A 13,202-nucleotide genomic window follows, 5' to 3' on the forward strand; every position below is an offset into this window, starting at 1 on the left:
CGCCGTGAGCACACTGAACGCCTTCCGCGACCTGGAAGCGGCGCTGACCGAAGCCGACATCGGCACCGACATCGGCACCGGCGACGACACCCAGTCGGCGCGTGCCATGACCTCGGTGCTGGCCGGTTGCCAGGCCCTGGCGCGGGTGGACCCCGGCCGCCTGCTCGCCGAGTTGCTGGAGGATCCGCGTGGCTGGCCGGAGCAGTCGTGGAAGAACCTGTTCGGCAACGCCTGCATCACCGTGGTCCGCACCGAGACGCTGCGCGTGGACGTCCTGTACTGGCTGCAGAACGCCTCCACCCTGCACAAGCACGTGTCGTCCGGGGCCTTCATGGCGCTCAGCGGCCGGCGGCTGCACCTGGAGTACGACTTCTCCGCCACCGACGCGCTGGGCACCGGGGTGACGTACGGCAGCCTCACGGGGACCAGCCGGACCATGATGCGGGACGCCTCGGTCTCGCCGATCCGGCCGGCCATGATCCACGAGCTGTACTGGATCGAGAAGCCGTCGGTCACCGTCTCCGTCCGGAGCGCCGCCCCGGCGGACACCCCTCATCGGCCGCACGAGTTCGTCTCGCCCGGTGTCGGCTACCTGCCCGCCGCCTTCCACGAGACCTCCAACGTCCAGCGGTGGGTCGACGGGCTGAGCATGCTGCGCCGGGCCAACCGGCCCCTTTACCTGACCACCCTGGAGAAGGCGCTGCGCGTGGTCGACGCGATCCATCTGGTCCACGTCCTGGACGAGCTGTCCGACAACCCTCCTGACGACGTGTCGGGCATCCTGGAGCGCGCCGCGGCGGCGCGGCCGGACGACGAGCTGACCCGGCTGGCGGCGGCGGTCCCCGAGTTCCGCCGCCGCAAGATCATGTCGCGGGTCCTCGCCGGCGGGGACGACCAACTGCTCGCCGCCCTGCTGTGGTCCGGGGCCGAGGGCGAAGAGCTGGCCACCCTCCTCAAGGCGGAGAACGTCGACGAGCCCGGCGTCTTCGTCCGAACCCACGGCGAACGGCTGAGCGCCAGGGACCCACGGATCGCGCCCTACGTGGAGAGCGCGAGGCGATCGCTGCGATGAACTTCTGGGAGACCCGTCCCCAGGTCGTGGGGCACGAGCCGCTGTGCGCCGAGGAGGAGGCGTTCGCGCTGGCCTGCCTGGCGTCGGCGCGGCGTGCCTCGCTCCGCGATCCGCAGGACGTCCGCGTGTTCACCGACGACAAGATCGTCAACCCCACCCGGGTCGACCCCTACCTCCCCTCGCTCGAACACGACACCGGCTTCGCCGGATACGCGCGGCGCCTGCGCTCCCAGGCCGGCTCCTTCGCCTTGACCATCAACTCCCTGCAGCAGTTCGACTGGGGGTTCTGGCGCACGCTGCGCCGCCACACCGACCCCGTCCTGGCCGCGACCGGCGCCTGGTCGGCGGGCGGCGTCGACTGCCACCTCATCGCCTCGGTGTACGGCACCGCCCCCACGCTGATCCACAAGGACACGGCCGGGGTCTTCACCTACGTCCTGCACGGCTTCAAGCGCTACTACACCTGGCCGTACGAGGTCTTCGCCGGCCAGGCCGGACCGGAGGCGCTCCAGCGGCAGGTCAACCTCCCCCATCACCTCCGCTACCAGGACCACCTCGACACCGCCACCGTGGTCGAGGGCGGTCCCGGGACGGTGCTGTACTGGCCGTCGGACCGCTGGCACTGCGCCACCTCCGACGGAGACCTGGCCGTCTCGGTTCACATCGCCCACTACCAATGGGACGACCGCCTGGCCTGGCTGCTGCGCAGGCTGCGCCGTACGGCCGAGGCCGAGCTGGGCGTGGCCAGGTTCGACGGCGACGCCCAGGTGCGCAAGACGGTGGCCGGTCACCTCGACGACGCCGCCCTGGGGCTGGAGGTACGCCTGGGCCGCCTCAGACGGTCGACCGCCTCCAACTTCGAGGTCGTCCCGGAGCCACGGCCCGGCCGGGAGCTCGCGGCGGACGACCCCCTGACGGTGCCCGCCCAGTCGTCCGTCGCCGCCGTGACCGACGACGGCCTCACCTACCTGGCGGCCAACGGCCACCTGATGCGGGTCACCGGCGGCGCCTGGGTCGACTCCTTCCTGCCCGAGCTCGCCCCGGGCGTGACCCGCGCCTTCGGCGAGTGGCGCGACCTGGCGGGTCCCGGCGCGGCGACGCTGGTGGGCGAGCTGGTCCGGCGCGGCGCCCTGGAGCCCGCATGAAGATCAACGACGGGGTCTTCGTCGCCGTCGCCGACGGCCGCCTGGTGCTCGGGCACGTGGACCGTCCCCACGAGTTGTGGCAGGTCGGCCCGGGCATGCTCGCGCTCCTCGCGGAGGTCGCCCGCGGCGCCGGCGACCTCGCCGGCGCGATGGCCCCGATCGTCGCCGACAGCCGCACGGTGGTCCCCGCCACCGTCGCGCGGCTCCGGCAGGCCGGTCTGCTCTGCGACGAGCCGCGGCCCGCCCTCCGTGACGTCAACGTCGAGATCGCCAAGGTCATCGCGGCGGCCCCGGACCTGCACGCCGACACCGAGTTCATGGAGGCGGCGCGCCGATGCGAGGGCCTGACCCTGACCTCGCCGGCGGCCCAGTACGCGCTGTGGTCCGCGACGCGCTACACCGTGGCGGCCGGCATCCCGGGGGCCGTCGTCGAGTGCGGTGTCTGGCGCGGCGGCAGCATGCTGCTGTCCGCGCTGGCCCTGCTCGGCGAGCCCGACCGGGACCTGTACCTGTTCGACACCTTCGACTGGAGCTGGGAACCGCCGGGCGATCAGGACGGCCCGACCGGCGGGCCGGTGGCGGTGGCGCAGATGTCGGCCGGGGCCTCGGCCGAGGAGGTGCACGCCCGGATCGCCGCCACCGGCTATCCCGCCGGCCGGATCCGCTGTGTGCGGGGCCTGGTGCAGGAGACCGTGCCCGGCCAGGCGCCCGACCGGATCGCGCTGCTCAGGCTCGACACCGACCAGTACGAGTCGACCCGGCACGAGCTGCGCGAGCTCTATCCACGCGTCAGCCCGGGCGGCGTCGTGCTCATCGACGACTACGGCAAGCTCAGCGGCGCCACCCGCGCCACCGACGAGTACCTGTCGGAGCTGAAGGACCAGCCGCTGCTGCATCGCATCGACACGCAGGGCCGCATCTTCGTCAAACCTGGTGGGAGGTAGAGATCCATGGTCGCTGTCATCGAATCGGCGGTGCGGCCGAGGTTCAGCCGGCGCGTTCGCGTCTTCGTGGACGACGGGGTCGTCCGGATCGAGGACGGCACATACCGGGCCGCCTTCCCGGCCCGTGGGGTCGCCCTGGCGGACGTGGAGCGCGTGGCGGCCGGGATGTCGCCGGCCGAGCTGGTCGACGGCGTGCGCGGCTGGCTGGGGTGCGACGAGGTCCAGGCGGTCACCGTCATCGAGCGGCTGTTCGGCACCGGGCTGCTCGTGGACCCGGACGCGGCCGGGCTGGCGTCGGTGCCGGGGTCGTACGTCGCCTGTCGTCTGGTGGACGTGTTCCGGCGCGAGTTCCCGAAGATCGTCTCCGGCTCGCCGCTGCTGAGCGCCCTGTCCGCCGGGCCGCGCCCCGGGCTGGCGCTGGGGTTCCTGCTGGAGACCTACTTCGTGGTCAGGACCGCCGCCTGGAGCGCCGAGCCGGTGTTCCGGCATCCCATGACGGAGACGCAGCGGGAGCTGCTGGAGGACTTCCGGGCGTCGGAGTCCGGCCATGGGGAGCTGCTGCTGAGCGGCTTCGGCGCCGCCGGGCTGGACCCCGGCCTGCTTCGCGCGAGCCGGGAGGCGACGGAGACCATGGCCTACAGCCACTCCTACGCCGCCTTCGCCTGGCAGGGGGTCGCGGAGTTCGCCGCGGCGCTGGTGCTGCCGGAGGTGCCGGTGGGCGGTGCGGCGAACGCCCGCGGGGGGATCGACGTGCTGGACCTGCTCCAGGGCGAGCACTCCGTCCCCGCGGCGCTGGTCGCCAAGTTCCGGGCGCACGACGACGAGGACGTCGAGGCCGACCACGGCGGGCTCCCGGGCCACCTGCTGTCGGATGAGGCCGTCCTCACCCCGGCCAAGGTGGACAAGCTCTTCACCGTCCTGCGGCAGATGATGGACCTGTACCGCGGCCACCTGGACGCGGTACACCGTCGATACGCGGGCTGGGAGCCCGCCTCGGCGCTGCCGGACAACGCTTCGCGGTTCGCATGACGGCAGCGTTCTACGAAGGTCTCATCGGGACCGTGTACGCCGCCGCGATCGCCGGCCAGCGGTTCGGCGAGGACACGGTGTTCACCCGGATCGTCGCCGAATCCGGCGGCACGGCGCTGGAGCTGGGCAGCGGCACCGGGCGCCTGCTGCTGCGGCTGCTGGGCGCCGGTCACGACGTGCACGGGCTGGAGATCTCCGAGCAGATGATCGCGACCTGCCTGGCCGAGGCCCGGCGCCTCGGCCTGCGCCCGACCGTCCACCGCGGCAGCTTCGCCCCCCTCGACCTCGATCCGGGCCACTACTCCGTCGTGTACTGCCCGCTGAACGCCTTCAGCTTCATCGTCGACGACGCGCTCGCGCTGGAGTCGGTGCGCAGTTATGCCGCCGCGCTCCGGCCGGGCGGCGTGCTGGCGCTGGCGGGCTCCGCCGGTGAGCCGCGGGCGCTGCGGGCCCCGGCGGGCTGGGTACGGCGCGATGACGTGCCGATCGGCGCGGGCCGGGTGGCGCAGGTCCGCGAACACAGGACCGTCCAGACCGGCGGATGCATGCGGATCGAGCGAGTCGTGCGGACAGTGGGGCCCGATGGAGAGGAGTATTCCACCGAGGAAGGGACGCAGCTCCGCCGGCTGCGACCGATCGCCGATCTGGCCGGCATGTTCGGCCGGTGCGGCTTCACCGGTCTGCGGGCGTTCGGCGGCGACGCGGACTACGTGCTCATCGGACGGAAGGAGCGGCCGGCGACATGAGGGGCCGTCACTCGGCCGCGAACGCGGTCTTCCTGGCCGCCGTGCTGGTGTCCTTGGTCGGCGACGAGATCGCGGCGATCGCCGTGCTGGTCAAGGTCGCAGGCGATCAGGTGTCACTGCTGGTCACGGCGTTGCTGGTGCTGCAACTGGCCCCGGCGGTGCTGCTGGCCCCGCTGGCCGGCCAGTTGCTGGACCGCCGGGACGCCGGGCGCGTGCTCGGCGGTGTCTCGCTCGTGCAGGCGGCCGTCGTCTTCGCCATGGGCGCCTGGCCGTCCACGCCGGTCCTGCTGGCGGGCACGGCGGTGGTCGGGGTGTGCGCGGCGGTCGCGACGCCGGCCGCCATCGTGCTGATGCCGCTGCTGGCGGGGCAGGCGTTCCCGGCGCGGGCCAACGCGCTGCTGGAGTTCGGGCGCTCCGCCTCGACGCTGATCGGGCCGATCATCGGTGGCGCCCTGGTCGCGGGCGCAGGCGTGCGGGCCGCCCTGTACGTGGACGCGGTCTCCTTCGCACTGGCCGGAGGCGCGATCCTGCTGTCGCGGGTGCACCGCCCGGTGCCGGAGGCCGGCGGCCCCTGGTGGAAGGGCGCGACGGACGGGCTGCGGTTCCTGTCCGGGCAGCCGAGCCTGCGCGCGGTGCTGCCGACCCTGATCTTCACCGTGTCGGCCAGCTCGATGGTCAGCGTGGCCATGGTGTTCTTCGTGCAGGGCCCCCTGGGGTCGGGGGGCGTGGTCCTGGGCGTCCTGACCGCGGCGTGGGGAACCGGGGCCCTGGCCGGCGCCGCTCTCGCCGCCCGCAGGGAGTGGCTCGTCCCCGAGCGTGCCGTGCAGGTCGGCGCCGCCGCCATGGGGCTGAGCATCCTGGCGTTCGGCGCGGTGGCCCTGGTGGGGGTCAGCGTCGTGGCGGCGCTGCTGGCGGGCGCCGCCAATGCCTACCAGAACGTCGCGATGCGTACGGCGGTGCAGATGCGCACCCCGGAGGAGCTGCGGGGCCGCGCCCACGCGGCGGCCGGGTCCGTGGTGAACTCCTTCTTCCTGGTCGGATACGTCCTGGGCGGGCTGTTCGCCGCCGCGCACGCACAGCTCACCTTCGTGGTCGCCGGGGCGGTGACCGTGGCCGCCGCGGGACTCGGTCTGGCGGTGGGGACCGTACGCGACGGCAGGGCGCCCGCGGACACGCTGCGGTGACGGCCGGCGCCGTCCGGGTGGTGCGGGGCAGCACCTGCGGCGTGGTCTGCGTGGCGGTCGGCCGCGGCTATCTCGACGACCCGGCGGCCTGTTCCGGGCTCGCCCACCTGTACGAGCACCTGTGGTTCGCCTGCGATCCGCCGGTGCCCGCGCTGGCCTGGGGTGAGACGCGTGAGCACGCGGTCCTGCTCTACCACGCCTGCCCGCCCGACGAGATAGGGGCGGTGGCCGGCGCCGTGGCACGCCGTCTCCGGGACGGCCTCAGCCCTTCGGCCCGGCAGGTGGCGGCGGCGCTGCGGACCATCGGGCTGGAGTGCCGTACCGGGCGGGAACGACGCCCCTACGGTTTCCCGCGTCATGACATCGCCCGCGCGCTGCGCCGCGACCCTGCCTTCGACCCGGTCGCGGTGGTGATCGACGGGCTGGACCTCCCCTCGCTCGCCGAGGAGATCGCCCGCTTCCCCGGCGGCCACCCCTCCGCCGTGTGCGCGGCCGGCCCCACCGGCTGCGACCTCGCCACGATGACGGTGGCGGCGGCCGATCGGCCGATGCTCCGGTTGGAGGGCAGGTGGGAGGTCGATTCCGACGGGGGCGCGGCGCAGGCGAGCGCCTGGGTGCTGCCCCGTACCGCGGAGGTCGCCGCCGCGGCGTGGATCACCGCTGAGCTGCTCGATCGCCGGCCCAGGAGCGCCGGGCTCAGATGGGTGTCCGGGCGTGTCGTCGCGCCCCGGGGGGTGTCCTCGCTGAGGGGTGGCTATCTCTACGGCGTGGCGTCCGGCGCGGCCCCGCCTCCGCTCTGCCTGCTGGAGGAGGTGGTGCTGCCGGCTCTGCGCGCCACGCCCGGGCAACTGGACCTGGCCCGGCAAGCGGTGCTGTCCACCCGGCTGGACGTCGCCGACCTGGCCGCGATCGACGCCCTGGATCTGCTGGAGGCCCAGGCGGGGGCGCGGCACGGGCACGAGGACGTGCTCGCCGCCGTCGAGCGGATCGACGCGGAGCGGCTCCGCCGGTTCGCCGACCTGCTCGGCTCGACCTCCCGCGCCGAGATTCGCACCCGACCGGCGAGGAGGTAGGCCATCGACCGTCACGCCGCGGACGACGGGACCGTCTGCAGCCTGGACCGCCAGGACGAGATCGGCGGCCTGCGATGTTTCGTCACCGCCGATGAGCGGCCCCGGCTGCACGCCCGCCTGGTGGGCACCGGCGGCCCCGCCGCGCAGTGCCTCCACGACGCCCTCGTGCTCCCCCGGGCGCGGGAGGTGCTGGCGCGGTACGGGGACGCGCGGGCGCTGACCGACCGCGGCCGGGTGGTGGGCATCGACCTCGCTCCCCTGACCACCGAACCGGCGCTCCTGTGGGAGGCGGCCACGGCCCTGTGGACGGTGGCGCGCGACACGGTCGGCGGGCTCAGGTGGGACGACGGGGTCGAACGCGCCCTCATGTCGGCGATCGCGGCCACCACGCGGACCCGGCACGGCCTGGGCGACCTGGCCGCCGCCTGCTCAGGAGGGGCCGGCGGCCGGGTGGGTGTGGCGGAGCTGACGGCCCGGCTCCTCCAGGACGCGCGTACGGAGCCGACGGTCCCCCGTGTCGTCCTCACCGTGGCGCATCCCCAGCCGTGCGTGCCCGCCTCCTCCCCCGCCGGGATGCCCCTGCGGATCCCGCGCGGCGTACGGCCGGCCGCCCGGCTGGAGGTCGAGTCGCCCCACGCCGACCTCGCATACGTGCGACTGTGCCGCGCGGTCCCCGCCGTGAGCACCGTGCGCGAACTGGCCGCGGTCCTGATCGCGAACCAGGCGTGGTTCGGCCCCTACCATTCGGTCGTGGACGGCCTCATCCGGTTCCAGGAGGGCGTGAGCTACCTGTGGGACTGCGTGCTGGACCTGGTCCGAGGCGAGTTCGCCATGCTGGCCGCCCCTGACCCGGCGGACGTCGATCACGTGATCTCCGTCGTGCGCGCGGCCCACGCCGCCCCCGGGCCGCTGTCTCCCGAGCGGGTCGGCACGGCCCGGCGCGTCGTGCGCACCCGGATCCTGCGGCGCCTCGGCACGGCCGAGCACGTGCTGCCCCTGCAGTCGGAGGCGCAGCGGGCCGGCCTGCCGCCCTCGTTCGTGGCGTCCCTGCTGGCCGCTCTGCGCGAGGTGACCGATGTGGAGGCCGCGCTGGCGCTGCCGGCGGTGGCCGCGGAGCCGGTGTCCGTGACCGTGATCGTCCCCGCTGTCAGGTGAGGCCGGCCGGGTCGGCGCCGCCCATGCGGTCGACGGCTCCGGCGAGGTAGGCGACGTCGAGCACCGCCCTGCTCTCGCGGTCGAGATCGTGCCGCCGGAGGTCCAGGACCTCTTCGGCGCGCAGCGACGCCAGCTCGGTGAGCAGCCGGACCGTCGGGTCCCGGTGCGGGAGCCGGAACGAGCGTCCGTTGGCCGCCACGATGAGCCGGGCCTGGTCCGCGGCGTCGGCCGCCCAGGAGATCGGGGCGCTCTGCAGCGCGACCAGCTCGTGCCTCTTCCAGTCGGGCGGCTCACGGCGGCCGAGATCGGGCAGGATCTCGAAGTTCGCGGTGCTGTGGCGGGCCAGGCTCCACTCGTGCACGGCCGAGGTCGCGCGCTCGGCCGCCGCTCGCCCGAAGCCCAGGCCGTCGCCGCCGAGCTCCTGTTCGGAGGAGACCCAGCGGGAGTCTCCCGCGCCGACCCCCGCCCTGGCGAAGGCGCCGGCCCACACCGGCGTCAGGTCGCGGTAGCGGTGGGCGGCCAGGTGCAGGCTGAGCGACGGCCGCCCGTCCGACTCGGCGCAGTGCCAGTAGGAGGCCGGCCAGTAGAGGACCTCTCCGGGGCGGCCGACCAGCCGCAGGGGCGCCACGTCCACATCCCGTGGATCGATCTTGAGCGCGACGTGGTTGCGCAGCGGGTCGGGGTCCGGCGGCGCCCACTCCGACAGCGCTTCGTACGGCCACAGGAGCATCGTCTTCACGCCTTCCACCACGTACAGGAAGACCTCCGCGGTGTCCTTGTGCACCTGGGTGGGGCCGGTGGAGTAGGAGCCGGCCACGATGAAACAGTCGGAGATCCCGGCGGGCAGGCCCGCGCCGGTCTCCCGCAGGCCGACGAACAGCTCGCGGGCGTGGCGGTACAGCTCGGGAGAGGTCGCTTGCGCGGAGTTGACCACGAAGCTCCAGTCTTTGCCGAGTTCGCGCGAGACCCTGGCGGCGTAGGCCGGGAAGTCGTGCTCCGCCGCGTCGGGGAGATGGGCGTCGTGCTCGGCCGGAGCCGGCGGCGGGGTGAAGAGTTTGACGTCGTCGAGGCGGCGGTGGGTCCCGGCGCGGACTTCGGCGCCGATCCGGGCGAACATTCCGAACACGTCCAGCGGCCGTACGTCGCCGAGCCCGCGCACCCGGCACGGCCGCCGCGTCCACACGCTGGAGAACTCCGCCGCGTCGACTTCCGGCGGGCCGGTCACGGGGCCGCCGGGGCGTGTCGTCCGGCCGAATGCACGTCCTTTTCGGTAACGGTCTTCGGATGACGGTTAAGGTCGGCGGCCGAAATCGCAAAAGGGCTGTTATCGGCAATTATCGGCAGAATGGCCGGGCCATCCGGCAGTGCGCGCAAGAAATTCGCAGCAGCGGGGGTAGGCACCTCATCACCCTAAGCCAGAAGTGGTCAAGAAGGTAGTCATCGCCTATTGATCCCGCGCGCGCTCCTGATACTGTCCCGTTTGTGGAAGCCTGGGCGTTGGATCGAATCGAGGAAGTCACGGCCCCCTACCACGACTGGCAGCCTGACGATGTGGCTGTGCTGGGAGTAGACATCGAACTGCGCGTCGGTGCCAACGGGGTCGACATACTCCGCTCCGGATCCGGGGCGGGGCGGATGAATGGCTCAGCGTGGTCGGTGGAGTTCGCGCGACATTTGCAGAAATCCTCCCGTATGCCGGTCGGCGAGCTCGCGAACGAACTGGGCGTTCCGTTCGAGCGCCTGGCTCAGGCGCTTCTCATGCTCGAACGGGTCGGGGTGATTCGTACGGAGCTGGCCGAACGCTGCGCGCATGGAGCCGTCGATGAATGAGACCTCGTCCGTGGTCGAAGCCGACCCGTTCGCCCCGAAGGTCTTCGACGACGCCCTGCCGCCCAGCCTGCTGGCGGCGCTCATCTCGGCGGCCGGCGAGATGCCGCACCGGACGGTCTCGTTCTGGACCGACCTGCGCGCCACCGAGCCACCGCTGATCGCCGCCGTCTTCAGCCATCTCCGTGCCCTGGTCGACCTTCCGGGCCTCGACGCGGACGAGGCCGGGGTGGAGTGGTGGGTGCGCCGCGCACCGGCCTATCACTTCCAGTCGTGGCACGTGGACAAGGACGAGGCGCTGTTCATGAGCGAGCAGGTCGTCCGGTGCCCGGCCGCCGCGACGATCCTCTACCTCGGCGACGCCGGTGGGCCCACCATCGTGTCCTCCCAGGTCTGCGCTCAGGACGGATCCCGCCTGGTCCCCCGCCGGCTGGAGCGCGCCTGGACCGTCGAGCCCCACCTCAACCGGTTCGTGGTGTGCCGCGGGGACGCCGCGCACGCCGTGCTGCCCAGCCGCGACCACGGGCAGCGGGTGCGCACCAGCATGCCGATCAACTGGTGGCCGAGCCCCACGGCCCGGAACGCCCGGCTGGGCGCTGAGGTCACGGATCACCCGGCGGTCGTCGAGCGGATGGTGCGGGAGCCGCCGCCCGAGGCGTCCGCGTGGTCGCCGACCAGGGTCGCGCCCCGGCGGTGGCACGCGTCAGAGCTGCCACGGCCGATCGAGCAGCGCTGGCCCACCTGGTCTCCGGCGCCCCCTGCCTGATCGGGTCGCTATCGCCGCCCGCCGAACTCCCAGGTGTGCACCTCGATGTCGGCGTAGCGGCCGGCGGTCAGGATGGCGCGTGCGGTGTCGGGGTCCGGGGCCCGCAGCAGCGCCGCCGTACCCAGCCAGGCGGCGCCGTCGTCGGACAGCAGCGGCCCGTACGCGATCAGCTCGTCCCGGCCGGGCGGCACGGCGAGGTCGGCGGCCTGCCCCTCGCCGAGGCCGAGCACCAGGTAGCGATGGCCATCGGTGCGGCCACCGGGGAAATCCCACATGGTGCGCCCCAGCGTGTTGCGCCAACGTCGCAGCAGCACGTCCCGGTATGCGCCGGCCTGGTAGTTCGGCTCGTCGAAGGCGAACGCCCGGGCGGCGGCGGGATCGGGCAGGTCGACGATGTGCACGCTGCCGGTGGGGGTGTCGCCGTCGTCGGCGAGGGTCGGGCCCCGGGCGATCAACTCCTTCGCGTAACGGTCCATGTACGACCAATGCTCTTCCACCAGTTCGTAGCGCAACGTCACGGAGCCGGGCCGGTCACGGTGGTAACAGAAGAACTCCATGCCCCCAGTCTTCACCCGTGCCGCCCCCGGCGAGCCGCCGAGCGCGATCTTCCCAGGGGGATCTGCAACATGCCGAAAGGAGCCGGACACTTACCTAGGTGTCCGCACCTTCCGCAAGGAGACTCTGTGACACACCGAGATCGCTTCGAAGCGGTCTATGACGCTTACTATCCGGCGATACGCCAATATGCCGCCCGCCGTACCGGCTCGCCCGACGACACCGCCGACGTCATCTCCGAGACGTTCCTCACCGCCTGGCGGCGCATCGGCGACGTGCCCGAGGGTGAGCGGGCGCTGCTCTGGTTGTACGGGGTGGCCCGCCGGGTGCTGGCCAACCAGCAGCGCGGCGCCTCGCGCAGGGCCGTGCTCACCGAACGGCTCCGTGACGAACTGGCCGCCGACCGGCCGGTCAGACCGGTCGATCTGGACCATGTCCGGGCCGCCTTCGACGAACTGCCCGTACGCGACCGCGAAATCCTGGCGCTGGCCTGCTGGGAGGGCCTGACCGGCGAGCAGATCGCCAAGGTCGTGGGATGTACGGCCATCGCCGCCCGCACCCGGCTGCACCGGGCGCGCAAGCGGCTGACTGCGGCGCTGGAGCGTCAGACGTCCTTGACGATCGCGATGGGGGAAGCATGAGCGACATCGACAACCTGGTACGGGCGATCGACCCGGCACCGCACACGCCGGATCAGGGGCCCGGCGCGCGCGCACTGCGTGAGGCGATCATGGCGACCGAGACGGGCGAGCCCCGCACGGCCCGGCGGCGCCTGCCCTGGCGGGCCGGTGCGGTCGGGGTCGTCGCCGCCGCGGCCATGACGGCGCTCTTCCTCGGCCAGGGCGTCCACACCGCGGCGCCCACGCCCACTCCCGCGCCCGGCGTCACCTCCTTGTCAGGCGCCTCGATCCTGCTGGCCGCCGCGACCAAGGCCGAGGCCGCCCCCGGAGGGGCTTACTGGCACATCAAGCAGCAGTACACGGCGCGGAGAGCGTGGCCGTTCAGCAAGAACGACATCGTCTACCGCCTGGAGACCTCCGACCTCTCGGAGCAGTGGGTGGCCAAGGACGGTCGAGGCTGGCTCGGCCGCAGGCAGTTGGCCGCCCGCCCGCTGGACCTGGAAGCCTGGCGCCGGGACGGCTCGCCGACCGAATGGATGATGGGGCTGGACGGCGGCGTCTACTCCACCTCGCCCGGCGAGGGCACGCTCATCCCGCTCAAGGGGAAGCAGAAGCTCTACTGGAGTGCCATGCCCCTGACCCTGAAGGAGGTCGAGGCGCTGCCCGCCGATCCTGAGGCGCTGAAGAAGCGGGCCGCCGAGGCGATCCTCAGCGATCGGGACTTCGCCGGTTCGGTGACGGACGGCCTGCCGTCCACGCTGGCCGACCTCCTGTACCGGCTGCCCGCCTCCCCGCAGGTGCGCGGCGCCGCCTACCAGGCGCTGGCGACGCTGCCCGCGGTGCGCGTCGAAGGCCGGGCCACCGATCCGCTGGGGCGGCCGGGCGTCGCCGTGACCTTCCCGATCCAGTCGGGCGGGCCCGCCCGGACCAGGCTGATCATCGACCCCGGCACCTCCAAGGTGCTGGCCGTGGACACGATCGGCGTACCGAGGAAGGAAGGCGGCGTCGTCGGAGTGGTGCTGGAGTCCGGCTGGACCGACGCAGAGCCCTCCCCGCCCTCGACCGAGTGACGGCCGAGGACGGGGC

The 13,202-nt window shown here is 73.2% G+C and carries 14 protein-coding genes; 12 read left to right on the forward strand and 2 right to left on the reverse strand.

Annotated elements, in window-relative coordinates:
• Nucleotides 1–4 precede the first annotated feature (4 nt).
• The 8 genes from AB0I15_RS16690 to AB0I15_RS16725 all read left to right on the forward strand — a co-directional run bounded on the left by AB0I15_RS16690 (nucleotide 5) and on the right by AB0I15_RS16725 (nucleotide 8,348).
• Nucleotides 5–1,072, forward strand: coding sequence for a hypothetical protein (locus AB0I15_RS16690; RefSeq protein WP_358095549.1), 1,068 nt, complete (start codon nucleotides 5–7; stop codon nucleotides 1,070–1,072).
• Complete coding sequence (locus AB0I15_RS16695) at nucleotides 1,069–2,217, forward strand: hypothetical protein (RefSeq protein WP_358095551.1); 1,149 nt, start codon at nucleotides 1,069–1,071, stop codon at nucleotides 2,215–2,217. Before AB0I15_RS16690 ends, AB0I15_RS16695 begins: the two co-directional genes overlap by 4 nt.
• A complete protein-coding gene (locus tag AB0I15_RS16700) occupies nucleotides 2,214–3,161 on the forward strand; it encodes a TylF/MycF/NovP-related O-methyltransferase (RefSeq protein ID WP_358095553.1) in 948 nt (315 codons plus the stop codon). The genes AB0I15_RS16695 and AB0I15_RS16700 overlap by 4 nt, the downstream gene beginning before the upstream one ends.
• 6 nt (nucleotides 3,162–3,167) lie before the next feature.
• Complete coding sequence (locus tag AB0I15_RS16705) at nucleotides 3,168–4,190, forward strand: hypothetical protein (protein ID WP_358095555.1); 1,023 nt, start codon at nucleotides 3,168–3,170, stop codon at nucleotides 4,188–4,190.
• On the forward strand, nucleotides 4,187–4,936 hold the full coding sequence (locus AB0I15_RS16710; protein ID WP_358095557.1) for a class I SAM-dependent methyltransferase: 750 nt from the start codon (nucleotides 4,187–4,189) through the stop codon (nucleotides 4,934–4,936). Before AB0I15_RS16705 ends, AB0I15_RS16710 begins: the two co-directional genes overlap by 4 nt.
• The gene (locus tag AB0I15_RS16715; RefSeq protein ID WP_358095558.1) at nucleotides 4,933–6,120 is read left to right on the forward strand and encodes an MFS transporter; all 1,188 of its coding nucleotides are present in this window, start codon (nucleotides 4,933–4,935) and stop codon (nucleotides 6,118–6,120) included. The genes AB0I15_RS16710 and AB0I15_RS16715 overlap by 4 nt, the downstream gene beginning before the upstream one ends.
• Nucleotides 6,117–7,193, forward strand: coding sequence for a hypothetical protein (locus AB0I15_RS16720; protein WP_358095560.1), 1,077 nt, complete (start codon nucleotides 6,117–6,119; stop codon nucleotides 7,191–7,193). Before AB0I15_RS16715 ends, AB0I15_RS16720 begins: the two co-directional genes overlap by 4 nt.
• A gap of 120 nt (nucleotides 7,194–7,313) precedes the next feature.
• The gene (locus AB0I15_RS16725; protein ID WP_358095561.1) at nucleotides 7,314–8,348 is read left to right on the forward strand and encodes a hypothetical protein; all 1,035 of its coding nucleotides are present in this window, start codon (nucleotides 7,314–7,316) and stop codon (nucleotides 8,346–8,348) included.
• Here the strand turns inward: AB0I15_RS16725 and AB0I15_RS16730 are convergent.
• Nucleotides 8,341–9,573 carry a cupin-like domain-containing protein gene (locus AB0I15_RS16730; RefSeq protein WP_358095563.1) on the reverse strand — a complete coding sequence of 411 codons (1,233 nt, stop codon included), beginning with the start codon at nucleotides 9,571–9,573 and terminating at the stop codon, nucleotides 8,341–8,343. The two genes, AB0I15_RS16725 and AB0I15_RS16730, sit on opposite strands and share 8 nt — an antisense overlap.
• Nucleotides 9,574–9,830: 257 nt before the next feature.
• On the opposite strand from AB0I15_RS16730, the gene AB0I15_RS16735 reads away from it, so the two are divergent.
• Both AB0I15_RS16735 and AB0I15_RS16740 read left to right on the forward strand, forming a co-directional pair.
• Nucleotides 9,831–10,178: a hypothetical protein gene (locus tag AB0I15_RS16735; protein WP_358095564.1), complete on the forward strand. Its 348-nt coding sequence runs from the start codon at nucleotides 9,831–9,833 to the stop codon at nucleotides 10,176–10,178.
• Nucleotides 10,171–10,941, forward strand: a complete 771-nt coding sequence (locus tag AB0I15_RS16740) for a hypothetical protein (RefSeq protein WP_358095566.1) — start codon at nucleotides 10,171–10,173, stop codon at nucleotides 10,939–10,941. Before AB0I15_RS16735 ends, AB0I15_RS16740 begins: the two co-directional genes overlap by 8 nt.
• Before the next feature lie 8 nt (nucleotides 10,942–10,949).
• Here the strand turns inward: AB0I15_RS16740 and AB0I15_RS16745 are convergent, their stop codons facing one another.
• The gene (locus AB0I15_RS16745; protein ID WP_358095568.1) at nucleotides 10,950–11,498 is read right to left on the reverse strand and encodes a YciI family protein; all 549 of its coding nucleotides are present in this window, start codon (nucleotides 11,496–11,498) and stop codon (nucleotides 10,950–10,952) included.
• A gap of 126 nt (nucleotides 11,499–11,624) precedes the next feature.
• On the opposite strand from AB0I15_RS16745, the gene AB0I15_RS16750 reads away from it, so the two are divergent.
• Nucleotides 11,625–12,137 (forward strand): RNA polymerase sigma factor, encoded by a 513-nt coding sequence (locus AB0I15_RS16750; RefSeq protein ID WP_358095570.1) that lies wholly within the window; start codon nucleotides 11,625–11,627, stop codon nucleotides 12,135–12,137.
• Complete coding sequence (locus AB0I15_RS16755) at nucleotides 12,134–13,186, forward strand: CU044_5270 family protein (RefSeq protein WP_358095572.1); 1,053 nt, start codon at nucleotides 12,134–12,136, stop codon at nucleotides 13,184–13,186. Before AB0I15_RS16750 ends, AB0I15_RS16755 begins: the two co-directional genes overlap by 4 nt.
• Nucleotides 13,187–13,202: the final 16 nt, after the last annotated feature.

Source organism: Nonomuraea sp. NPDC050643, from assembly GCF_040654715.1.
Taxonomy (GTDB): domain Bacteria; phylum Actinomycetota; class Actinomycetes; order Streptosporangiales; family Streptosporangiaceae; genus Nonomuraea.

Bases quoted from the DNA above. Each gene is read 5' to 3' on its own strand.
- AB0I15_RS16710 (WP_358095557.1), top strand. From the start codon at position 4,187: ATGACGGCAGCGTTCTACGAAGGTCTCATCGGGACCGTGTACGCCGCC.
- AB0I15_RS16745 (WP_358095568.1), bottom strand. From the start codon at position 11,498: ATGGAGTTCTTCTGTTACCACCGTGACCGGCCCGGCTCCGTGACGTTG.
- AB0I15_RS16755 (WP_358095572.1), top strand. From the start codon at position 12,134: ATGAGCGACATCGACAACCTGGTACGGGCGATCGACCCGGCACCGCAC.
- AB0I15_RS16695 (WP_358095551.1), top strand. From the start codon at position 1,069: ATGAACTTCTGGGAGACCCGTCCCCAGGTCGTGGGGCACGAGCCGCTG.
- AB0I15_RS16740 (WP_358095566.1), top strand. From the start codon at position 10,171: ATGAATGAGACCTCGTCCGTGGTCGAAGCCGACCCGTTCGCCCCGAAG.
- AB0I15_RS16705 (WP_358095555.1), top strand. From the start codon at position 3,168: ATGGTCGCTGTCATCGAATCGGCGGTGCGGCCGAGGTTCAGCCGGCGC.
- AB0I15_RS16700 (WP_358095553.1), top strand. From the start codon at position 2,214: ATGAAGATCAACGACGGGGTCTTCGTCGCCGTCGCCGACGGCCGCCTG.
- AB0I15_RS16715 (WP_358095558.1), top strand. From the start codon at position 4,933: ATGAGGGGCCGTCACTCGGCCGCGAACGCGGTCTTCCTGGCCGCCGTG.